Below are 21,636 nucleotides of genomic sequence, written 5' to 3' on the forward strand. Positions count from 1 at the left end.
TTTAATGGTCACTAACTTTCTATATTACACCAAAAATTAGCCCAATAGCGACGATGCAGCCTAACTCAGCGTAGACAAGGATGCCTTTGGGAAGATCTGGTTGCGGGTTAATTCTGCAGTTTGAGTAGCAAAATCTGTGTTGCTGATCCTTAAACGTGCTCTGGTAATGTTCTCAAAAATATGACTGGGAATACGAATGCTCGATTGAAAACGTTTTTGCAAAGCAGCACCATCAGCACAGGAGTTGATACCGTTCTGTGACTGAACCGTTAACTGAGGTCTAGGTTGCAGCGATAAAGTTACTTCGCACAATGCGTCTTCTGCGGTTTGGGTTAACGAAATTGTGTTATTGGCATTACGTACCGCTCCTGAATGACACAACTGTATTTGTGCATTTAATGACGACACATTACTCTTAACAAATAACGCCATTGGATCCCCCTGGAAATCTAAAGCTGTAGTCAATTAGACTCACCAATAGATCCGCCTCAATTTTCAATGCATGACAGACCTCTCAGTCAGCATTGCCTCATTTAGTTGTTACTTGGCACCTCTGCCAAGTAACCACTCTGAAAATAATCAGATAGTACATCCCTTAACTAAGGCTATCGGCCACAACTTCAGAAGCTTTAGTTTTTTATGCATAAAATTTAAACTGATTACCGGTCCGCACATATACGATATTTTTGATCGCTAACCATAGCGCCGCTAGAATATAAATGAGTAGGGGTGGGTTTAACTAAGATTTTCTTGCACGCAATATGCAAAAAAATAAACGTTTGAGGTGAAGCGAGATAAACCAATTGAAGTCAAGAATTTGACAATAGGATAAAAATCCCCACCAGCTTGCTCACGTTAGCAGAACGAGCAAAAGAGTTTCTGTCCGGCTGACAGCAATAGAGAATGAATACTGGCCACTCGTTTCCTCCCCTCATAAATAATAACTTTCATAACAATATTGATATTCCGCTAATAGCTATGCCTAGACACTCTCCTAAGTCAGGGATTGGCATGATATCGGCGGTATAACGCTGCCGATTAGGTGGCAAGGTTACTGGCGGTTAAGTATAAACTTGCCGCTGCCTGCCCCCTCATCGACAATGTTTACTATCTAACCAGGTCCCTATTGAGGCCTATCACTACCATCCGTCTTGATGATCCGTTTGCACGAGTCTTTAACAGCCTATTACTGTTCAAATGCTTAATAAACACGGGGAAGTTGAGATCCCGTAACAGCTTGAAAACACTATTCTTATTGCAAACGTCTTATCAGCACTAGCTTGGTACAACACCTGCTAACGTCTAGCCTCGGTTTGCCAAACGGTATTTAGCATTGCCTTAATTACACCCTGTGGGCTGGCAAATACCATAACTGTTATTCTTACGCGCAAATTAACAGTCAGTGTTTTGCACCGTGCAATCCACTTGGCATACAACATGCTTTATAATATTGCTGACTGGTACCCTGGTCAGCGTTTTTATTGAGCGTAAGCTCAAGCTGACAGGCAGGTTTGATGGCCTACACCTCAAAACCTCACTCCCTCCTGGCGTTCTCCCTGTCTGTCAGCAACCAACCATTATTATGGGTGCCCTACTCACCATAGCCAGAGTTTTACCCTATTACTACCGATACAATTTGCTCAATCTTAACGGGCATCTGCCAAATAGTCATATTTATCCCAGCAACAAACGCAACGCTACCTGTGGCTGCTGATTCCCAGTATGGCAATACCCGCCTGCTGAATGATTTGCCAGCGGGTCAATTCTGCCGATCCGACGACAAAATCCGTATCTCTGATGCAACTTCTTGCCGCAGAAACATTTTCCTAAATGTAACTCGGATTTCGAATAATGGATTGAAAGTAATTTGTGCCAAAGATATACCATCGTTAGCCTTACGCACTGCCATATTCAAGCCTAAAATTTGTGTGCTTAAGCGATTATATATTTACAACCCAGCGGTATCCTCTTTGGCGCTATTAATTCTAAAACCAGATGATAAACGTTCAAAGGCAGTATTTAAATTATTGATCGACTTGAATAATTGACGTGTAGTATTTGGCGACAACACATTCGTGTTACGAATAAGCTCATTTTTTTCACCTAACGATTTTTTAATGACCGCTCGACTATTATATTATGTTTCATGGCGGGTACAGGGCCCTTGATTTTATTGTTAGGTCTCTGTGATAGCGCTGACTTGTTATTGTTTGAAATGACCTAGCTGTTATGTAGGATTTATTGTAAGGACGGGGAAATCCTTTAACATAAAAATAAACTAAATAATTAAACCCATACATTTCAATATATTGAAATAAAAAATAAGAAAGCCGGAGAAAATTCTCCGGCTAAAGGCGCTGATGTTAGGAGAGAGCGAGCGAAGCCCTCAACTGATTGGTTCTTTTAACCTGGTACACGACCTCCTGGCTTCAAAGCCCCAAACAGTAGGGTCTCGAAACCTAGGCTAATTAACCAATTAACCGAGTAAAGATAGAGCGGCTTGCGGGCGCTGATTAGCCTGACTCAATATGGTTAAACTTGCTTGCTGAACGATCTGGTTACGGGTTAACTTAGCCGTTTCTGCAGCAAAATCTGTATCACGAATTTGTGAACGAGCGTTTGTGACGTTTTCGGAAATATTACTTAAATTCCGAATAGTCGATTGGAAGCGGTTTTGTGTGGCACCGAATTCTGCACGCTGAGTACCTACAGTGCTAAGCGCAGCATCTATATTGGTTAGCGCAGTGGCTGCCGTGGCTGAAGTCGTTACATCACTAGCTGCGCCTAATATTTTATTAGTGCTAAAGCTTGTTGTGGTCGCAGTAACATCTATTTTTTCAGCAGAGCCACCGTTAGCGCCAACCAGAAATGAGGCTGTTAAACCTCCGCTCAGAAGATTGATGTCACCAAACTTAGTGGTGCCCGCTACACGGTCAATTTCTGTACCCAGGGCTTGAAATTCTTTATCCAAAGCTGCACGGTCTGCATCTGAGTTGATACCGTTTTGTGACTGCACCGCTAGCTGGCGCATACGCTGTAATGAAGTGGTAACTTCACCTAACGCACCTTCAGCGGTTTGCGTTAACGAAATTGCATCATTGGCGTTTCGAACGGCTTGGTTTAAACCTTGCACTTGACTCGTCATACGATCAGATATCTGTAGGCCGGCGGCATCATCTGCAGCGCGGTTAATACGAAAACCAGATGAAAGACGTTCAAAAGACGTGTTTAAACTATTTGATGACTCGGATAAGTTACGTTGCGCAGTTAATGACGAAACGTTGGTATTTACGAATAAACTCATGGTTTGCTCCTACACTCTCAGTCCAGCAGAAGCTGGCAACCGAAGTACATATCGGTGATTAAATAACACTAAATAGAAACATGATTAGGTAAATAAATCATTATTCCTGCTCTCTCACAAATGTTATCGACACTGGTTAAACTTTCTTTAAATAAATATTGCCGCATCTTGCCAACCCGGCCCAACTTTGCCAGCGTTGTCATTGCTAATTCATTGAGTTTCAATGGATTTATCTAATTTTGAAGGGTAAAAAAAATGCAAATAAAATTTCTTACCAAGCTCTGGTCAAAAAGTGCACACAATGCGTTTACCGACTTGTGTGAGTTTAACGGCCAACTATATTGCTGTTTTCGCGAAGCGCGCAATCATGTCAGTGACGATGGCGTCATTCGCATACTAAAACTCGATGACAAAGGCCGTATTTTAACATCCAATTTAGTGCAAATGGGTCACATAGATTTACGGGATCCGAAACTCAGCGTTACCCCAGACGGCAAGTTATTATTGTTGGCCTATGCAAGGAATGTCAGCTCGAAAAGTGGCGCGCCGGCCAGTCAATCCATGTGCTGGTTTTCCAGTGACGGACTGAGCTGGTCAGGGCATCACCGATTGGCAGATAAAAATTGGTGGTTGTGGCGGCTACGCTGGTTTCAAAATACAGCCTATGGCTTTGCTTACAACCGAGGTCAAAATGCCGTCAACCTATACACTGGCGACCCCAGGCGTAGTTTTCATCTGCTTAAGAAGAACGCCTTGAGCTTAGTCACTCATGGAAAAGGTTATCCCAACGAAAGCGACCTGGCTTTTACCTCCAAAGGAACCGCTTATGCGCTGATACGCCGGGATGCCGACAGCTACACTGCCCAGTTAGGCATAAGTAAAACACCTTATAGTCAGTGGCAGTGGATGGATTTGGGGTTTTATCTGGGTGGCCCGGTGATGTTATTACATAATGATCAACAGGCTATTGTGGCGGGGCGCATTTTAGTTAAGGACGTTTTACGCACTGGGGTATTAAGGATGGATTTAGTCACTGGGCGCACCGTTGTGGAATTATTACTGCCATCGGCAGGAGATAACAGTTACCCGGGGTTGGTGATAAAAAATAACGATTTATACTTGAGTTATTACTCTTCTCATCGGGAGCAAAAAAGCTGTATCTATTTGGCTTGTATTAGTCTGAGTGCGCAAGTTGGTAATGCTGTTATAAAACTAACCCCTACCTAGATATAATCAAACAGAGACAGGCCAGTTACCCTTGAGAAAGTCGCTTGGGCGGCTTGCAGGGCTGTCTCCTGCTTGCTTAACTCAGATACGGCTTCTGCGTAATCCACGTCTTGGATATTAGAACGAGCGGTCTTGTTTGTTATCTCCAGATCCAGATTTGACTCCAACACAGATTGCGCCACATTCACCCTGCCTCCTATCATAGAGGTGGCATTACCGATACTGTTTAAACTGTTATCCACGCCCACCAGTGCATCGCTGAGCGCCACTTGAGCATCAAGGTCAGAAATGCTGCCATCACTTAAACTCAGATAAAAGTCATTAAGGGTTTCAGCAATGTTCTTTTTTGTCGGCTCTTGCAGGGTAAAATTAACAGAATCCCCTGTCGTGCCTTCAATGCTAAATTCTTGACCATTAAACACAAAAGGGGTACCACTGGTAAAACTTTGGGTGGCCTCTGTAGTCCCTAAACCCACATTGTTTATTTGTACTTGATTAGGCCCAACAATACTGATTTGAAATTCATTATTTGCAGGATTTACCGCATCATAGTTAGCCGTATGGAATTTATCGAATTGACTCTGGGCAGTAATTGCTGAAGAAGCTGCGGTAACGCCTACGCTAGAAGTGATATCGCTTTTTAACCGAGCAAAAACGTCTTCGAATACAGTCTTACCGGAATTATTCACCGCCAAAGACAATGAATCCGAAACTTGGATTTCATTGACCCCTTCATCGCCCTGAAAAGTGTATTTGTTGCCTGGCGCATTGGGATCCAAATTAAACGCTGGGGCGGCAGATTGATAACCGGCAAAAATATATTCACCGTTTGCACTTTGACTGTTCATGGCATCAAATACTTGGTCACGTATTTGGCCAATTTCGATACCGATAGCGTGGCGGTCATCAACACTTAATATGCCGTTACCTGACTGGATCATTAACTGCCGAGCCCGGTTCACACTATCGTTGATGTTGCTCAACACTACCTCTTCCAGCCCCAAGCTGCTTGTTAACAAGTTATTGTTTTTTTTGTACTGACCAATCAGGTCGATTTCTTCGGTCAAGCGGATCACCTGCGCCGCACCTACGGGGTCATCCGAAGGACGCAGTAATTTCTTGCCTGATGCTAACTGGCGCTGCACATCAGACAAATCCCCTTGACTTTCTAATACTGAACGAATGCTTCGATCGTACAATTGACCGGTTGAAATACGCATAACTACACTCTCATCTGATTATTATCTAACCATGCTTAAAATTGTGTCAAACATCTCTTGTGCTGTGTTCAATAATCGCGCCGCAGCCGCATAAGATTGCTGAAAACGGACTAAATTTGCAGCTTCTTCATCCAAACTCACACCGGAGACAGAGTCAAACCAATCCTCAGACTGAAGTTTTAGCGCTTCAGCAGCCTGTACCGCCACATCCGCATTGGCTGACTTTTGGCCTATGTTACTGACAATATTAGCATAGGCTTCATGAAAACTGACCGGATTACCAGAGCCACTATTATTGAGCTGCATGGTATTAAAACTCTGTAAGTCCGCCATCTTCAAGGCATTGCGATTATCGTTCAGTCCATCAGTATTGTAATTGATAGCAAAACTGTCTCCAGCTTTGGGCACGCCTTGTAAGCTAAAATCATAGCCAGGGTAGTCGTCTAACGCACTGAAGGCCGCAGGCCAAGGTGCGCCACCGGCCTCAGCCTGGCCAAGCAGATTGTCCAGAGAGCTGGCGCCTGTCACAGTAGTGATCGAGTTACCGCTGCTATCAAACACTTCATAATCAGTGGCCGAGCTAAAGACAATTTTCGCCGGGGCACCTACGCCGCCTCCAGGGGCCGCACCTGGTCCATGAATACCACCGGAGCCGTCAAATGCTGAGGCTCTAGAGTCACTAAAACTGTTATCGACCAAAGTATTGCTAACGCCAGTGAAAGTTAACTGGGCCTCACCTAAATTATTGATATCCGATTCTATTCGCACAGGGCTGGCAAAGGCCAAATCCTCTGGGCGGGTCATGATAACTTCGATTTTACTGGCCACTTCTTTAGTCGGCTGCAATAAAAACTGATCGCCGGCGGAATAGCTGGCGCCATCTTGAAACTGAAGTTCAATTCCTCCTAAAACCTGATTAAACGTACCGCTTTGTGCAGTTAGACCTGTGTAGCTTTGGCTTACTGCCACGCCATTTACATCGGTTACCGGTGTACCATCTCCGTTTAATAGGGCCACAGTCACATCCACGGTCGCTGGTACACCAGGCGTTACCGCATCAAACGTCACCTGATAATCGGCACTGGTTATTTCACTGGCGGCGCCCTCGGCAATCCGGCCGCTCATAACACTATTTGGGCTGCCGTTACCCTGGTAGTTCAGGCCTAAGATAGTGGGCCGAGAGAAAATATCACCGCCCAGTTGCTGGTCGAAGTCCATGCCACTTCTATTTTGGGTATTAACCGACTCGGTCACCGCCAGGGCTATTTGCCCCAGCTCTCGACGACTTGGTTCCAGCACTTCATCCCGATAACGAAACAGGCCACCCATACTGCCACCGAGCTTAGTTTCGGCGATGTTAAGCGACGTGGGTCTACCGTTACTAGACAACTGCAGGGATTTATAATTTAAATCCGCGTCACTGTTAATTTGCAATACATTAAAGGTACCGTCTTGTAATACCAAGGATTCTCCCGAGGTAAGATTAACCATCACCGCCCCGTCATCGTTAGCATTGATCCGGGTTTCAATAGACACCAAGCTCGACAATTCCAAAATAGCGTTGTCCCGCTGATTTTTAAGCGCGCCAGGTTCATCATTGCGGTTATTGGCCTGGCTGATACGAATAGAGTCGTTCAGATCCGCTATAGATTGCACCAGTGAATTGACTTTATTCAGTGACGCTTCAAATTCAAAATTAAGTTCCCGTTCCTTGTCTGCCAGAAAATCGGATATAGTACTGATCTGACCAACCATAGATTTTGCTTCACCTAACACTAACTGGCGTGCAGCCATACTGGTAGGATCATCTGCTGCGGTCTGCATAGCCGAAAAAAAACGGCTCATACTGGCCGAAACACTATTCGCTTCACTGGCAAAGACGTTATCCAATACTAGGGTTTTATTCCAAAATGCTTCCTGATCCCCCAAAGTAGTAGTATCTCGGCGTAACTGATTTTGGGCAAAAACGTTGATCACCCGTTCGGTGGTCGACTGCCCCACCCCCCCTGTCAGCTCGCTGACAAAAAGGGTCCGCTCCCGCACATAACCTTCAGTATTGACATTGGCAATATTATTACCCGTGGTGCCTAATAACTGAGTGCTGGCCTCAATGCCTGAGCGCGCAATAGACAGTAAATCCGCCGTTCTGATCATGGGTTATTCTCCGCATTGACACTGACTATTAGCTTCATGGATTAAATCCGCTTAAGGGGGCACTATTTAGAACCCCTAATACCTTATTAGCGTAACCAGGGTCGGTTGCATAGCCCGCTTGTTGCAACTGTTCAAAGTAGCGCTTAGGCTCTGCACTATTGGTAAGTGCCTGCTCATAACGAGGGTTTTCTTTGACAAATGCGACATAATCGTCCATTGCATCGGCAAAAGAGGAATAGGCGCGAAATTCGGCTTTTTTGGGTGTGGCCAGTCCTTGCTCAAACTCCAGCGTGTTCACGATAGCTTTATCACCTTGCCATCTGGAATCTGCTTTTATACCAAACAGGTTGTGAGTATTACCCTGAGCATTATGCATCATGTATTTACCCCAACCCGTTTCAACCGCAGCCTGGGCCAGCATCGCTTTGGGATCGAGTCCTAATTCTTTGGCTGCGGCTTGTGCGGCGGGAAACAGTTGACTGATAAAAGCTTCGGGACTGTCAAATGCCGCTTCTTTGTAACCCACAACATCTGGCACCGGTTTATCTAACACTGCCTTTTGCGCCTGATCCACAGCCTTAATGGTATGGCGATTAATATCTGACAAGTTACCGTCATTACGGATCACACTAGCCGGAGTATAACCTTCGGTACCCTTGCCAAGCTGTTTCACTATGATATCTGCCAGGCCTATACTGCCGTTACTGGACATGTCGGTGGCCAGTTGTTGATCATGCATATCTCGGTAAAACTTGACCTGCTCAGAGTTAAAAGGGCTGTCTTTGTCCGCCATGACATCCTGCGCCTTACGCATGGACTTAAGCATCATTTGCACAAAAATCGCTTCAAACTGCTGAGCGGCTTCTTTTAGTGCCCCCTCGTCACCACTTTGTGCTGCACGGCGTAACGTATCCAAACCTTGAATATCATTGGCATTACGTGACTGGTCAAACTGGCCTTGAAGTTTAAATGATTGTTCCATAATAAGTTTGCTCAATAGCCCTTTAAATGACCACTAACTCGCCCTGTAAGGCACCCGCCTCACTGAGCGCTTCGAGTATCGCCATTAAATCACCTGGGGCCGCCCCTACCTCATTAACCGCTCTGACCAGTTGGTCCAGGGTCACGCCAGGATCAAATTTAAACATTCTGGTATCTTCGAGACTGACATCTATGATGGATTGATCAGTGACCACAGTCTCTCCGGCCGCTAAGGCATTAGGCTGCGCTACAGTCTGGTTTTCGGCTATGGTAACGGTCAATCCGCCATGGGTAATAGCTGCAGGCAACAAACGCACGTCTTGGCCGATCACTATGGTGCCAGTTCGGCTATTGATCACAATACGGGCCGGCGCTTTGGCAGGCACAAATTCAAAATTCTCCAGGGTGGCCAAAAAACCTACCCTTTGTCCTACGTCTCTGGGTGCACTGACCCGAACCGATGCGGCATCAATGGGCGTGGCAATGGTAAAACCTTTATCTGGATCCGCCCCCAGACGGCGGTTGATGGTATCCGCCAGGATCTTGGCGGTGGAAAAATCCGGGTAGTTTAAATTAAGGGTTAAGAAGTCGTTCTGCATCAAGCCGTTTGGCACAGCACGTTCGATAATCGCGCCATTGGCAATGCGCCCCACAGTAGGGGTATTGGAAACAATTTTTGAGCCATCGGCACCTTGCACACCAAAACCACTAACCACTAAACTACCTTGCGCCACGGCATAAACCTTACCATCGAGGCCTTTTAAAAAGGTTTGCAATAACGTACCACCACGCAAACTTGCCGCTTCTCCCACGGAAGATACGGTGATATCTATGGTTTGTCCCGGCTTTAAAAAAGGGGGTAATTCAGCGTGTACCGCTACCGCTGCCACATTCTTGATCTTGGGTTTTACATTGGTGGCCAGGCTAATACCGAAGTTTGACAACATGGTACGAAAGCTTTGTTCAGTAAAAGGACTTTGCTCCCCCGTACCGGGCAAACCGACTACTAAGCCATATCCCACTAATTGGTTGGCGCGTACGCCCTGGACACTGGCTAAATCTTTTATACGCTGAGCATGGCCAAAAGGTGCAAGCAACAAGCTGCAGATCACCAATAACGCTAAATATGATTTCATTTTATGCTCCTGCCTAAAAAGGCCAGTACTCGGAAGAGAAGAATTGATTAAGCCAACCTTCTTTTTGCGCGGAGGCAAAGGTGCCAGTACCACTATATTGGATACGGGCGTTAGCAATTTTTGTCGATACAATTTCGTTACTGGGGCTTACATCTGCCGGTCTAACGACACCGGTCAGACGAATGTATTCATTGCCATTGTTTAACGTCAGCCATTTTTCTCCCCGTACTAACAGATTTTGATTGGGCATCACACGCATCACCGTTACCGAAATACTGCCCACCAGGTTATTACTTTGATTCGCCGAGGCATCACCACTGAATGCATTGCTGGCACCGACCCCCAACTGTATAGACTGAGAGCCAAGATTAACCGCATTACCACCTAGGCCGATGATAGGGTTCACGTCTACCTGAGAGTCTTTAGCAGTAGAGGTGCCCGCAGATTTGGTGGCCCGGGTGTTTTCCTGTAAATTAACCGTAATAATGTCTCCCACTCGACGGGCTTTCACATCGGAATATAAGCTGTTAGCCATATCAGGCCGAAATAATGCGCCATCGTCGGCAATTTTTTGTTCCGGCAAGTCGGCGGCTATGGGCGCATAGTAGGGATCATTAGGCATAATATCTGGCTGCTGGGTACTTTGGCAGCCGCCCAGTACTGCCGCTAAAACAATCACACAGAGGATTTTCATTAGACTAGCCATTACAGTTGCTGAATGACCTGACCAAGCATCGAGTCGACCGCCGATATAACCTTGGAATTCATTTCATATAAACGTTGGCTTTCAATCAGGTTAACCAACTCTTCGGTGACATTCACATTTGAGGTTTCAAGGGCGCCCTGTATCACAGTTCCCAAACCTTCCAAACCTGGGATCCCCTGGATTGGCGCACCACTTACCGCGGTTTCTACATACAAGTTCTGACCGATAGGTTGCAAACCTGTGGTGTTGACAAAGTCAGAAACACTGATCTGTCCCAGCACTTGGGGATCGGCCTGGCCCCTGATGCTGGCTGACACTTCCCCATCTTGAGAGATAGTTATTTGCTGGGCATCTTCTGGCACGGTTATCGTGGGTTGCATTAAAAACCCGGCTCCCGGGGTTACAATCTGGCCCTGGTCGTTTAAGGTAAACTGGCCATTACGAGTATACGCAGTGCTGCCATCTGGCTGCAGAATTTCAAAAAAACCCCGCCCTTGAATAGACATATCCAGCGAATTGTCTGTGGTCAGCATATTGCCTTGAGTATGGGATTTTTGCGTCGCCACCACCTTGCTACCTGCACCTAACATTAAGCCTGAAGGCAGTTCGGTATCCGCAGATGAACGCCCCCCGGGCTGATTAATATTTTGATACAGCAAATCTTCAAAGATGGCCCGGTCTTTTTTAAAGCCCACAGTACTGGCGTTAGCCAAGTTATTCGAGATAACCGCCACATCGGTTTGTGCGGCGTCGAGTCCTGTTTTACTGATCCATAATGCTGGGTGCATAAGCCACCTCCACTGATAGATTTAAATTTGCAGTAATCATTTTTAAATAAGACGCAGTAATTGATTACCACGTGCATCCAGATCACTTGCGCTTTTCATAAGTTTGACTTGCATTTCGTAGTGTCGCTGCAGGCTGATCATGTCGACCATTTCTTCAACCGGATTGACATTACTGCCCTCCAGCATGCCGGTACGAACACTAACAGCGGCATCCGCAGCGGCCAGTTCACCGTTTTTCTGGCGGAACAGACCATCTGTGCCCCGTTCTACATTCTGAACGTCAGGGTTAACCAGCTTTAAGCGCCCGACTTCTTCCAATACCGTTTCTGGTGCGCCCTGAGGCCTGACTGAGATGGTGCCGTCACCGGCAATATTTATATTCGATAACGGTACGGGCAAAAACACCGGCCCGTTATCGCCGACAATAGTGTTACCCGATGTATCCTGCAATTGACCATCAGCACTGAGTTGAAAGCTGCCATTGCGGCTATAGGCTTCATTACCATTGGCATCCAATACCGAAAACCAGCCTTCGCCCTGAATGGCCACATCCAGCTCGCGATCCGTCTGGATCATGGCGCCACCTTCATAATTATTGGCCGGGTTTTCCGTCATCGAAAAAACCCGAGTCGGCAAACCTTCGCCGAAAGCCGGCATCGCTCTGGCTTGTTCCAGCTGCGCTTTAAAACCGGTAGTTTGGGCGTTGGCCAGGTTGTTGGCCTTGACAGCCGTGCCAAGGAGATCTTGTTTGGCACCGCTGGCGGCGATATAGAGCAATTTATCCATGACAACTTCTTGACTAAAAAGGACCTTAGCTAGAACTGTGCAAATAAGATGCCACCAATATCAAGCGGTTCACATGTATATACAGATGAGGGCTATTTAAGCGAGGGGATAAACAAAAGGCCGCTGATGCGCGGCCTTTTGTTCTGGTAATGTGTGATTTAAAAACTTAACGAATATTTAAGATTGTTTGATTCAACTGGTTATCGACTTCCAACGCCCGTGAGTTAGCCTGGAAGTTCCGCTGGGCGATGATCAAATCAATCAGCTCTGTAGTGAGATTAACGTTCGCCTGCTCAAGCGCTGACGAGTTAATATCACCGAAGGTCCCGGTTGTCGCTTCACCGGCCAGGGCTTCACCGGATAAAATACTCTCTTGCCACTGGGTATTGCTCTTCTGAGTTAATCCCTGATCATTGGAGAAACGGACTAAAGCAACCCGAATAATAGGCTCAGAGGTACCATTTGAATAGGTGGCGCGTACCAGGCCGTCAGGCCCAATGTCAATCCCGGTTAGTCGCCCAACGGCCAGGCCGTCCTGTTCAAGTGAAGTCACTTCAAATGCCGAGGCGAATTGAGTAGGCTCATCCGGCGTGGCTTTGGCCGGATCAAAGGCAAAATTGGTGGTAATAACTTGCGTTGGATCCGAGCCATTTGCCAAGATAGTGCCGCCTAATGGCACACTGTTAACATCACCAGTGGGGCTTGAAGTGCCGTCAGAATTTTGAATTTCAATGAAATCACCGCCACTGCTAAATTTCATTCGGTAACCGGCAATTTCGTTACCAGCACCTAGCGAAGTTTCACCCACCACGTTAGCACCTGTCGTAGGTGGTGTCCCGGGAGTATTCCCTTCGGTTTGCAGCGGTATTTCATCCATATAAGTGGCCACTACCCACTCATTGGTCTGGGCTTGATCCTTCATAAAATAATAGGTCATCACATGGCTGTCACCTAATGAATCAAACACGGTGACCGAGGTGGCCGCATTATAGGTGAGTGGATCAGCAGGATTAAATAAATCCAGGTTAACCGCATCATCCCCCGCGGGTAGGTTCATCTTCAACGACACTTCAGAGGTTGGCTGAGGCGAGCCGGATGAATCGGGAATACGTACCGGTTGGGTGGTACTTAAGGCCACAGAAGATGACGTGCCGTCAGGGTTGACGGGAAAACCCAACAGGTTATCGCCATTGGAGTTGACCACAAAGTTTCCTGAATCTAACTTGAACATGCCGGCGCGGGTAAAGGAGAACTCCCGGGATTCAATTTCAGGTACAGTGGCAAAAAAACCGTTACCGGTAATAGCTAAATCCAATGAGTTATTGGTAAATTGCAGGCTTCCTTGGGAAAACTGCTGGGCCACTTCCTGGGTGATCACGCCGTCACCGACTTTGGTTTTACCCCCTGCGAGCAACGATGATGCATACACATCACCAAATTCAGTCCGTGACTCTTTGAAACCCACCGTATTAACGTTTGCTATGTTATTTGCGGTTGTATCCAAGTCTCGTTGCGCGGCTGACACACCACTTAATGCAATATTAAAAGCCATCGTAAATTCTCCTGTTAACCACCGAGTTGAATGACGTCGTCAAGTTTGACACTTACATCACCATCAAGATTTAAAATAATACCTTGGCTGCTACCAGCGAGGCTGACGCTGTCCACATGCCGATTCACTGCTGTCACTAATTGTTGCGGCTCACCCGCCACGTCACCCTGTGCTTTGATCACATAGTTGCCGGGCGGCAATAAATTTCCTCCTGCATCGGTGCCGTCCCATTCAAATTCGACGTTACCCGCCGTTTGAGTGCCCGCATTGATGGTTTTGACGATTTCACCCACTTCGTTTTCGATGGTGATTTCCATGTTCTGGGCTGTGGCATCATTGATCACCACTCCGGAAATCCCCTGACCTTCATTGGCCATATAGCCTATATCACCTTGCAACAACACCTGTTGACCAATCAGACTTGAAGCTTGCAAAGCCTGGTTGGACGTCATGGAGCTGGCGAAAGACTCAAACTTGTCGTTTAACTGACTGATACCATCGGCCATGGTGAAACTCGTCATCTGAGCCACCATCTGGTCATTATCAATCGGCTTACTTGGATCCTGATTGGCCAACTGTTCGGTAAGCAACGAGAAGAAATCTTCTTGGGAAAGGTTCTGGGCACTCTTATCTGCCACCGGCACGGTCTCAGGCTGCCAGTACAGATCGCTGTTTAAACCATTTTTAATTAATGTATCCACGTTTCTTCCTCGATGTTAAACCGCTCACGTATCAGTGCTAGCTACCTTGCCCTAAGCGCAATACGTTTCTAAAAATCTTTTTGGTGGTATCGGCAACCTGAACGTTGGTTTCGTAGGCTTTTGACGCTGACATCATGTCAGCCATCTCCTCTACTATATTGACGTTGGGTTTATAGATATAACCGTTTTCATCCGCCATGGGATGCCCAGGACTGTACTCGATTTGCAAGGGCTTTTGACTTTCCACTATGCCCAGCACTTCAACCCGCGCCCCCACACTTTGGTCTTGGCTGGCGCGCTGCAACTCTGCGCCAAACACGGGGTGACGAGCCTTGTAAGTTTGGTCATAACTGCTGCTAACACTGTTTGCGTTGGCCACATTACTGGCCGTGGTATTCAAACGCACACTCTGAGCGCTCATACCCGTGCTGGCGATATCCATAACGTTAAATAAACTCATTAGCCCTGCCCTCCACTAATTGCTTTTTTCATACCTTTAATTTTACCATTTAGAAACTCCATCCCGGCTTGGTAACGTAAACCATTATCCAGGAAGTTATTCCGTTCCACTTGCACATCAACGGTGTTGCCATCGCCGGTATCGGGTTGGTTAGGGATACGAAAGTCGATATCGTTTGTGCCTTTCATATGGCCCTGAATATGGTTTTCATGAGTACGAGTTAGATTTTGATCCCGAGAAGACTGGGCGCTTTTCATCGCATCCTGGAAATTAATATCTCGGGCCTTGTACCCTGGGGTATTTGCATTGGCAAGATTTCCAGCAATCACTTCCATACGTTCAGTACGAACCTGTAATGCTTTTTGCTGAAATCCCATCAACTTATCTAAACTTATCGCCATACTAAAAACTCCTCATTTGCTGAGGTTATAGCAATAGCTGTGCCAAAAAAATTTTGACGATGGCAGGAAAACTGAGTAAGACTATGAAATAGCTAGGTTTTTTTAGTGTAATAAAGACCAGGACTACAGCGCAACATGTTAAATTCAGTGCTGATCCCTGACAAGGATTCCGATGCGCCAACAAATAACGCGCCCTGGTGTGGCAGACAGGCGGCAATTTTTTGCAGGATTTTTTGTTTGGAGGCTGGGGAAAAGTAGATCAAGACATTACGGCAATACACGATCTCAAATTTGCCCACATTGGAAAACGAATCAAGCAGGTTGATCGGCATAAATGTCACCATATTGCGTATTTCCATTTTTAAGCGGCTGCGATTTGCACCGCCTGGCGCGGTACAGGGCTCAAAAAATTGCGCTTTGCGTTGCTCAGACAAGCCTCTGGAAAGGGAAATGCTGTCATACTCTGCCGCTTCACAATGTTTAATCATATCGCTGGAAATATCCGTGCCGACGATTTGTACCCCCCCAGGAAAAGCTCCGCGATGTTGCTTCTTATACTCGGCAATACTCATAGCGATAGAATAGGCTTCCTGCCCGGATGAACAAGCGGCACTCCATATACGTAAAGGGCTGCGCTGGGCGGCAAATGTTGGTAATAACGTATGCTGTAAAATGTCGAATGGGTAGGTATCCCTAAACCACAAGGTCTCATTGGTTGTCATGGCATTGATCACGGCGTTACGCAGTTGCACATCCCGATTGGCCGTCACTTTAATGGTCAAAGCCGACAAAGAATCGATATTGAACTTGGCGACAAGTGGCGATAACCGGCTACGCACTAAGTACTGCTTATTATCCCCTAATACAATGCCGCATTGGTGTTCCAAAAATTGGCAAAACGCCATGTACTCCTGCACACCAATATTATTATCGAACAATACCCTTTCCTTCTTTAAGCCAACACCTGGCACTTAGTTATTTCCAAACCATTTTTGGACCGAAGTCACTAATTCGTCGGGATGAAATTTGGCAATAAAGTCATCGGCCCCCACTTTTTGCACCATGGCCTGATTAAAGACGCCACTTAGTGAGGTATGCAACACCACATGCAGTTTTTGTAGAGTCGGGTCGTTTTTGATCTCAGCGGTCAAGGTATAACCGTCCATTTCCGGCATTTCGATATCCGACACTAAGACCCCAACCCGGTCAGTCACATCACCGGTTTCTGCTGCGATGGCTTTAAGACGATTAAGGGCTTCCAGACCATTTTTAGCCACTTCGATTTCAAGCCCCAGGGTGGCCAGCGCTTTTTTGACCTGATTGCGTGCTACAGAAGAGTCATCCGCAATAAAGATGATTTTCTTTTGCTTATTCTCCACCCGCATACTGGAAACCTCATCACTGACCGCCGTGCTAATAGGCGATATTTCGTTGAGGATTTTTTCAACGTCCAGGATCTCAATTAATTCTTTTTCAAACTCGGTAACGGCAGTGAGGTAACTAGCCCGCCCGCTACCTTTTGGCGGTGGCATAATTGCTTCCCAGTTCGTATTGATAATACGTTCCACTGCACCAACCAAAAACCCTTGAACCGAACTGTTATATTCGGCTATGACCACAAACGCACTGCCCAGATCGACTATTTCTTTACCGCCAGTGGCCAGGCTCATATCAATCACGGAAATGGTCTGGCCACGTATATGTGCTATCCCCCGCACCAACGGGTTGAGCCTGGGAATAGAAGTTAATGGCGGACACTGTAAAACTTCGCGTACTTTGAAAACATTAATGCCATACTTTTGTCGACCATTGAGTCGAAATAACAACAATTCCAATCTATTCTGACCCACCAATTGCGTACGCTGATTGACGGAATTCATAATTTCGGACATGAAACACTCCAATGACTTTTAAAGTCGGCTTAATAGTTGCTTTAAAGCTATTTACCGCGGCGAATCTCTGCGATTTCAGCGCCAAACGTCTGTTTTTTGACGCTCAGTAATCGTTTAATTTGCTTAAGCATAGCCAAATTGGTCACAAGTGAAATGAATACTACCACCTTCCACCAGCCGACAGCCTACTTACTCGCGGGTATCCTGTACAGTTTTTGTCAATTTGCCGTAGCAAATGACCTGGCATCACGAGCGAACATTCGTAAAGGGGCTGAACAATATGTTGCAACCCAATATGAGCTATCGGCACATTCATCCTTAACCATTAATGCCGCCGAAGTAGATGAGCGTGTATTTATCCCTGTATGCCCTACCGCCATAGAGTATAGCGCCAGTAATGATGTTATTAATCAAAGCAATATTGCGGTCAAAGCCTTTTGTAACGATTCAAACTGGTATATGTACCTAATGGTCAGTGTCGTGCAAATGCAATCCGTGGTAGCAATAGCCAGCGCCGTCAGCCCGGGCACTATTTTAACCGAAAGAAATCTAAAAATAATAGAGATGAATAAAAGTTTAATTCGCAGAACCACCTATACTGATATACAGCAAGTTATTGGCGCAAGAATAAAGCGCAGAGTCAGGCCAGGCCAGCCTGTGTCACCAAATAATTTATGTTTTGTGTGCAAGGGTGATAGAATCGTGATCAATGCGTCAAGTGGTTCAATGCAGGTCAAAGCAACAGGTATCGCAATGGAAGACGGCAACATTGGCGAAACAATTTCAGTCAAAAATAGCCGTTCTAAAAAACAGATTGATGCGCGTATTACTAACACTCGTGAGGTAACGGTTAATATTTAACTGGCTCAACTGCAGAAATTTCCGTATGTTTTTCGATACTTACGTATAAAACGATATTTTTATTAAAGAATATATTACCCTTGCCGATACATTGGGTGAGGAAGTTTAAAAGGTGGTGGAAAATAAAATGTCTATAAACAATGTAAACAACAATGGTCATAAGCCAGCGTTAGAAAATCAGAAGCTGAACCAGCAACAAATTCAAAATGCCGGCGATAAGTCTGTTGCCAAGCAAGATGCAAGCGGCCAGGCTGTGCACCAAGATTCGGTGTCCTTGACTAATTCAGCTCAGCAATTAAGTCAGGTACAAAAAAGAAGTGGTGAAGCTCCGGTTAATCAAGAAAAAGTCGATCGTTTGAAAGAAGCGGTACAAAGTGGCGAATACAGCGTTAATCCGCAGACATTAGCGAAAAATATATCCGCCCAAGAATTAGAAATATTTGGTAGAAACTAAAATCAGACGCATACTAATTGACTAGTCAATTAAGGGCACGTCATATGTCAGAATTAATAAACGCCATAAAGATCCAATTTGACCACCTTGAAAATCTCAAACACGCGCTAGAAAGTGAGCTGCATCTGATCAGTAGTCGTGATGCAGAATCACTGATCAATCTACTCAAAAATAAAGAAAATCTGTTGGAAGCCATTCAGGCTCAGGATAATCTGATTAGCGCTGTTTATTTGGCCAGCCCAGAAGTTGAACGCAATACCGACGAAGTACAATCTCTGTTCGACCACGCTAAAGCTCTGGTATCTGAATGCGCGTACCGTACCAAGATTAATCAAACTGCCGTTGAGCAAGGACAGCTGCGACTCGAACACCTACGCACATTACTACTTGAAGCGCGCGCCAAAGAATCCATGACTTACGATAAAAGTGGCAAAGCCCAAGGCGGAAAAAGCAACCGTGGGGTGAGCGTTTAACGTTCAGCTTGCATAGTCAGGCTTGGCCGAGTATTGAATAAATTAATAGTAATGCACGTCTTTGATACGTTTCGGCCTGGCAGTGGATAAGTAAATTTCATACACCCGCTTAAAATCTAGTTCAAGCTCGGTAGCATACATATCATCTCCTACCGGATAGCTTTTGATCACCCGTGCACCGCGAATAACACCTTGTACCGAACTGTTTAAGGTTTCATCCGTTAGCAGCATATTGGCCAGAGTTTGCCCCCCGTCAACTTTTTGGCCATAGACCTGTTCGGTCAACTCCCGATATGCATCCAACTTTGAAGCTTTAATGGCCATCAGCATTTTACTGGTTTCACCTTGACCATGCTGAGCAGAAATAGGTGCATATCCTATGGCCGAAATAACCGGATAAGTCTCGGGCTCAATGACTTCCCACTCAACTTGCTTATCAAAAACAGATGAACACCCCACCATCAAGGCACAGATACTGATTAGTAAAAGATATGAATTTTTCATGTTAGATCCCCGGGAAACTGAAGTACACCTTGGTGTTCGATGTTATTTTACAGCAATATTCGTACCTATTGGCGCAAACCATCCACTGTCGAGCCAGTATCTGAATTATAGGTATGGAAAATGCTAGTATTTACCTATATTCCTATGCCTAGCGTTTTTAACGTCAATTTTTTGCCGACGTCGGACAAATATTTTCACCAGGGCGATATGTGAGAGAAAATCAACATGCCAAGTGTATTGCGGTTAATTGTATGCCAGACCATTGTCTTAATGTTCAGCTTTTCGGCTCAGGCGGTTTGGTTTGAAGCAAGTGGTCAGGCCGTGATCCACAACGGCGATAAACAAGCGGCTAAACAGCAGGCAACCCAAGAAGCGATAAAACAAGCCCTGCTGTTTGCTGGCGCCTCTGTCAGCAGTGTGCAGGAGATGAGTAATGGACTGCTTGAACATGACCGAGTCGAAATCCGCAGTTCAGGCGAGGTCAACGACCTGGAGCTCATCAGTGAAACTTACCATGATGGCTATGTATCAATCAGTATCCGGGCCGATATATTCGCCCAACAAAACACCTGCCAAGCTGCCCAATACCAAAAAGATATAGTCACGGCTTGGTTTCCTATCAAACATAGGGAGCAAACTTCAGTAGGCAACATGCACGGCTTTGGGCAAACCGTTGCCGAACATTTCAAACAACAATTTAACCGTCATAGTCGCTACTCAGAAATAACTGAAATTGAACCCTATTATTTATCCCCTTCCCACGGGAACATCAAAAGCTCAGTACTGAGCCTGGCACGCAAAACCAATAGCCAATTTGTGCTAGTCGGGGAGATAACTGAGTTTTCCGTTGAACGGCAAAGCCAAAATAGTCTAGTGTTTTGGCGCTCAGCGGCGCTGATGCGTAACTTTACCTTGGAGCTGGATTTATTTGATGGCAATACCGGCGAGATCATAACAGATAAGGTTTCAGCCATTAACGCACCTTGGGAATTTGATTTACATCAGCACGTAAACAATTCCAGCCCGGCGCTTTGGCAATCAGCGTTTGGCAGTTCGGTCAGCGCCTTGTTACAAGAAAACGCCCAGATCATTGATGAAGCGATCAGTTGTTTGCCTACTTACGGCAGAGTTTTGCAAGTTAATGATAGTCAGCTTACGGTCAATATCGGCACAAGTCACGGGGTGCAAAACGGCGATGAACTAACATTATTTCAACTCAGCCAGTTTTTTGACTCGAGCGGCAACATGCATCAACAGTTTCATTTACATCCGCAAAAAGTGCGGGTTATCGACACATTCTCTGCCACTGCAATAGTCACCTCTTCATCTGGCGCCCCGCTGGCTAATATTCAAGCAAACGACTTTGTCGCCAGACGTTAAGGCTTTTAATCCCCAGATGGCTGGGTAATAATGTAGCGCGATTTGGTCCCCGTAGTTTAATGGATAAAACGAGCCCCTCCTAAGGGCTAGATCTTGGTTCGATTCCAGGTGGGGACACCATGTCGTATATCGCATATCGTTATCTATAACAGTTAATCAAAAACCATCCAAGACCAATAAAATCAATGCTTACAGGCAACTTCCCTACTTTTCACACTTTAACCCAAATAGACTGTTTTTCATGTCTATTGATACACATGTGCTGCACAGCGTGATCTGATTTGGATTTTTCCACCGCTAAACAAGGGTGCTGAGAGATGTTAGGTAAAAATAGTCGCGTTAAATTAGTAGTTTTTACGCTGCAATAAAACCAAGAATAACGTAGCTATAGACCGCAAAATTAACAAATCATCATCTCTGAAGATTAACCGACAATTAGTTTGAACGGTCTTTAAAAGATTTATACCGGGCATTGCAACGGTTCTAAAGCACGACAAATCCAAGCGGACTGAGCACATGAATAAGTTTTACAAAAGCGTCTTTATGACGACACGCGTTGGTCATTACCGGTCTTTATGTAGTCAGTCATTATTTTAGTGACTGTATAATCGCTCGTCACGTTTTTAACGGCATCTGGAACAAGTCTGGACAAACTA

General features: G+C 45.7%; 22 protein-coding genes, 1 tRNA gene and 1 pseudogene. 6 read left to right on the plus strand and 18 right to left on the minus strand.

Annotated elements, in window-relative coordinates; all coding sequences use genetic code 11:
- Positions 1-60: 60 nt before the first annotated feature.
- The 4 genes and pseudogenes from AC3RV5_RS16240 to AC3RV5_RS16255 form a co-directional block, all read right to left on the minus strand.
- A complete protein-coding gene (locus AC3RV5_RS16240; protein WP_489728642.1) occupies positions 61-432 on the minus strand; it encodes a flagellin N-terminal helical domain-containing protein in 372 nt (123 codons plus the stop codon).
- Positions 433-1,697: 1,265 nt separating this feature from the next.
- Positions 1,698-1,799 (minus strand): hypothetical protein, encoded by a 102-nt coding sequence (locus tag AC3RV5_RS16245; protein ID WP_489732187.1) that lies wholly within the window; start codon positions 1,797-1,799, stop codon positions 1,698-1,700.
- 35 nt (positions 1,800-1,834) lie between these two features.
- A pseudogene (locus AC3RV5_RS16250) lies at positions 1,835-2,119 on the minus strand (flagellin N-terminal helical domain-containing protein); the annotation flags it as partial.
- A 357-nt stretch (positions 2,120-2,476) separates the two neighbouring features.
- Positions 2,477-3,304: a flagellin N-terminal helical domain-containing protein gene (locus tag AC3RV5_RS16255; protein WP_489728643.1), complete on the minus strand. Its 828-nt coding sequence runs from the start codon at positions 3,302-3,304 to the stop codon at positions 2,477-2,479.
- Between the two features lie 255 nt (positions 3,305-3,559).
- Between AC3RV5_RS16255 and AC3RV5_RS16260 the strand changes: the two genes are divergently transcribed.
- Complete coding sequence (locus tag AC3RV5_RS16260) at positions 3,560-4,531, plus strand: hypothetical protein (RefSeq protein WP_489728644.1); 972 nt, start codon at positions 3,560-3,562, stop codon at positions 4,529-4,531.
- On the opposite strand, the gene flgL is transcribed toward AC3RV5_RS16260, so the two are convergent.
- From flgL to AC3RV5_RS16325, 13 genes are all read right to left on the minus strand, one after another.
- A complete protein-coding gene (gene flgL, locus AC3RV5_RS16265) occupies positions 4,528-5,751 on the minus strand; it encodes a flagellar hook-associated protein FlgL (RefSeq protein WP_489728645.1) in 1,224 nt (407 codons plus the stop codon). The two genes, AC3RV5_RS16260 and flgL, sit on opposite strands and share 4 nt — an antisense overlap.
- Before the next feature lie 21 nt (positions 5,752-5,772).
- Positions 5,773-7,905, minus strand: coding sequence for a flagellar hook-associated protein FlgK (flgK, locus tag AC3RV5_RS16270; protein ID WP_489728646.1), 2,133 nt, complete (start codon positions 7,903-7,905; stop codon positions 5,773-5,775).
- Positions 7,906-7,939: 34 nt separating this feature from the next.
- On the minus strand, positions 7,940-8,887 hold the full coding sequence (gene flgJ, locus AC3RV5_RS16275; protein WP_489728647.1) for a flagellar assembly peptidoglycan hydrolase FlgJ: 948 nt from the start codon (positions 8,885-8,887) through the stop codon (positions 7,940-7,942).
- A 22-nt stretch (positions 8,888-8,909) separates the two neighbouring features.
- Positions 8,910-10,022 carry a flagellar basal body P-ring protein FlgI gene (locus AC3RV5_RS16280; protein ID WP_489728648.1) on the minus strand — a complete coding sequence of 371 codons (1,113 nt, stop codon included), beginning with the start codon at positions 10,020-10,022 and terminating at the stop codon, positions 8,910-8,912.
- Between the two features lie 13 nt (positions 10,023-10,035).
- Complete coding sequence (gene flgH, locus AC3RV5_RS16285; protein ID WP_489728649.1) at positions 10,036-10,716, minus strand: flagellar basal body L-ring protein FlgH; 681 nt, start codon at positions 10,714-10,716, stop codon at positions 10,036-10,038.
- An 11-nt stretch (positions 10,717-10,727) separates the two neighbouring features.
- Positions 10,728-11,516: a flagellar basal-body rod protein FlgG gene (flgG, locus tag AC3RV5_RS16290; RefSeq protein WP_489728650.1), complete on the minus strand. Its 789-nt coding sequence runs from the start codon at positions 11,514-11,516 to the stop codon at positions 10,728-10,730.
- Between the two features lie 42 nt (positions 11,517-11,558).
- Positions 11,559-12,302, minus strand: a complete 744-nt coding sequence (gene flgF, locus AC3RV5_RS16295) for a flagellar basal-body rod protein FlgF (RefSeq protein WP_489728651.1) — start codon at positions 12,300-12,302, stop codon at positions 11,559-11,561.
- 166 nt (positions 12,303-12,468) lie between these two features.
- Positions 12,469-13,854 (minus strand): flagellar hook protein FlgE, encoded by a 1,386-nt coding sequence (flgE, locus tag AC3RV5_RS16300; protein WP_489728652.1) that lies wholly within the window; start codon positions 13,852-13,854, stop codon positions 12,469-12,471.
- Positions 13,855-13,868: 14 nt separating this feature from the next.
- Positions 13,869-14,555, minus strand: coding sequence for a flagellar hook assembly protein FlgD (locus tag AC3RV5_RS16305; protein WP_489728653.1), 687 nt, complete (start codon positions 14,553-14,555; stop codon positions 13,869-13,871).
- A 37-nt stretch (positions 14,556-14,592) separates the two neighbouring features.
- On the minus strand, positions 14,593-15,015 hold the full coding sequence (gene flgC / locus AC3RV5_RS16310; RefSeq protein ID WP_489728654.1) for a flagellar basal body rod protein FlgC: 423 nt from the start codon (positions 15,013-15,015) through the stop codon (positions 14,593-14,595).
- On the minus strand, positions 15,015-15,416 hold the full coding sequence (gene flgB, locus AC3RV5_RS16315; protein ID WP_489728655.1) for a flagellar basal body rod protein FlgB: 402 nt from the start codon (positions 15,414-15,416) through the stop codon (positions 15,015-15,017). Before flgB ends, flgC begins: the two co-directional genes overlap by 1 nt.
- Before the next feature lie 92 nt (positions 15,417-15,508).
- Positions 15,509-16,354, minus strand: a complete 846-nt coding sequence (locus tag AC3RV5_RS16320; RefSeq protein ID WP_489728656.1) for a CheR family methyltransferase — start codon at positions 16,352-16,354, stop codon at positions 15,509-15,511.
- 33 nt (positions 16,355-16,387) lie between these two features.
- Positions 16,388-17,308 carry a chemotaxis protein CheV gene (locus AC3RV5_RS16325; protein WP_489728657.1) on the minus strand — a complete coding sequence of 307 codons (921 nt, stop codon included), beginning with the start codon at positions 17,306-17,308 and terminating at the stop codon, positions 16,388-16,390.
- Positions 17,309-17,461: 153 nt separating this feature from the next.
- Between AC3RV5_RS16325 and flgA the strand changes: the two genes are divergently transcribed.
- The 3 genes from flgA (at position 17,462) to flgN (ending at position 19,096) form a co-directional block, all read left to right on the plus strand.
- Positions 17,462-18,169, plus strand: a complete 708-nt coding sequence (gene flgA, locus AC3RV5_RS16330; RefSeq protein WP_489728658.1) for a flagellar basal body P-ring formation chaperone FlgA — start codon at positions 17,462-17,464, stop codon at positions 18,167-18,169.
- 127 nt (positions 18,170-18,296) lie between these two features.
- Positions 18,297-18,623, plus strand: coding sequence for a flagellar biosynthesis anti-sigma factor FlgM (gene flgM, locus AC3RV5_RS16335; protein WP_489728659.1), 327 nt, complete (start codon positions 18,297-18,299; stop codon positions 18,621-18,623).
- Between the two features lie 44 nt (positions 18,624-18,667).
- Positions 18,668-19,096, plus strand: a complete 429-nt coding sequence (gene flgN / locus AC3RV5_RS16340) for a flagellar export chaperone FlgN (RefSeq protein WP_489728660.1) — start codon at positions 18,668-18,670, stop codon at positions 19,094-19,096.
- Positions 19,097-19,138: 42 nt separating this feature from the next.
- Here the strand turns inward: flgN and AC3RV5_RS16345 are convergent, their stop codons facing one another.
- Positions 19,139-19,600, minus strand: a complete 462-nt coding sequence (locus AC3RV5_RS16345; RefSeq protein ID WP_489728661.1) for an LPP20 family lipoprotein — start codon at positions 19,598-19,600, stop codon at positions 19,139-19,141.
- A 225-nt stretch (positions 19,601-19,825) separates the two neighbouring features.
- Here AC3RV5_RS16345 and AC3RV5_RS16350 point away from each other — a divergent pair, with 225 nt between their 5' ends.
- Both AC3RV5_RS16350 and AC3RV5_RS16355 read left to right on the plus strand, forming a co-directional pair.
- Positions 19,826-20,980: a flagellar assembly protein T N-terminal domain-containing protein gene (locus AC3RV5_RS16350; RefSeq protein ID WP_489728662.1), complete on the plus strand. Its 1,155-nt coding sequence runs from the start codon at positions 19,826-19,828 to the stop codon at positions 20,978-20,980.
- A 45-nt stretch (positions 20,981-21,025) separates the two neighbouring features.
- Positions 21,026-21,100, plus strand: a tRNA-Arg gene (locus tag AC3RV5_RS16355).
- Positions 21,101-21,636: the final 536 nt, after the last annotated feature.

The organism is Paraglaciecola sp. IT1134 (assembly GCF_058068185.1).

Bases quoted from the DNA above. Each gene is read 5' to 3' on its own strand.
- AC3RV5_RS16240 (WP_489728642.1), bottom strand. From the start codon at position 432: ATGGCGTTATTTGTTAAGAGTAATGTGTCGTCATTAAATGCACAAATA.
- AC3RV5_RS16255 (WP_489728643.1), bottom strand. From the start codon at position 3,304: ATGAGTTTATTCGTAAATACCAACGTTTCGTCATTAACTGCGCAACGT.
- AC3RV5_RS16260 (WP_489728644.1), top strand. From the start codon at position 3,560: ATGCAAATAAAATTTCTTACCAAGCTCTGGTCAAAAAGTGCACACAAT.
- flgL (WP_489728645.1), bottom strand. From the start codon at position 5,751: ATGCGTATTTCAACCGGTCAATTGTACGATCGAAGCATTCGTTCAGTA.
- flgK (WP_489728646.1), bottom strand. From the start codon at position 7,905: ATGATCAGAACGGCGGATTTACTGTCTATTGCGCGCTCAGGCATTGAG.
- flgJ (WP_489728647.1), bottom strand. From the start codon at position 8,887: ATGGAACAATCATTTAAACTTCAAGGCCAGTTTGACCAGTCACGTAAT.
- AC3RV5_RS16280 (WP_489728648.1), bottom strand. From the start codon at position 10,022: ATGAAATCATATTTAGCGTTATTGGTGATCTGCAGCTTGTTGCTTGCA.
- flgH (WP_489728649.1), bottom strand. From the start codon at position 10,716: ATGAAAATCCTCTGTGTGATTGTTTTAGCGGCAGTACTGGGCGGCTGC.
- flgG (WP_489728650.1), bottom strand. From the start codon at position 11,516: ATGCACCCAGCATTATGGATCAGTAAAACAGGACTCGACGCCGCACAA.
- flgF (WP_489728651.1), bottom strand. From the start codon at position 12,302: ATGGATAAATTGCTCTATATCGCCGCCAGCGGTGCCAAACAAGATCTC.
- flgE (WP_489728652.1), bottom strand. From the start codon at position 13,854: ATGGCTTTTAATATTGCATTAAGTGGTGTGTCAGCCGCGCAACGAGAC.
- flgC (WP_489728654.1), bottom strand. From the start codon at position 15,015: ATGAGTTTATTTAACGTTATGGATATCGCCAGCACGGGTATGAGCGCT.
- flgB (WP_489728655.1), bottom strand. From the start codon at position 15,416: ATGGCGATAAGTTTAGATAAGTTGATGGGATTTCAGCAAAAAGCATTA.
- AC3RV5_RS16325 (WP_489728657.1), bottom strand. From the start codon at position 17,308: ATGTCCGAAATTATGAATTCCGTCAATCAGCGTACGCAATTGGTGGGT.
- flgA (WP_489728658.1), top strand. From the start codon at position 17,462: ATGAATACTACCACCTTCCACCAGCCGACAGCCTACTTACTCGCGGGT.
- flgM (WP_489728659.1), top strand. From the start codon at position 18,297: ATGTCTATAAACAATGTAAACAACAATGGTCATAAGCCAGCGTTAGAA.
- flgN (WP_489728660.1), top strand. From the start codon at position 18,668: ATGTCAGAATTAATAAACGCCATAAAGATCCAATTTGACCACCTTGAA.
- AC3RV5_RS16345 (WP_489728661.1), bottom strand. From the start codon at position 19,600: ATGAAAAATTCATATCTTTTACTAATCAGTATCTGTGCCTTGATGGTG.
- AC3RV5_RS16350 (WP_489728662.1), top strand. From the start codon at position 19,826: ATGCCAAGTGTATTGCGGTTAATTGTATGCCAGACCATTGTCTTAATG.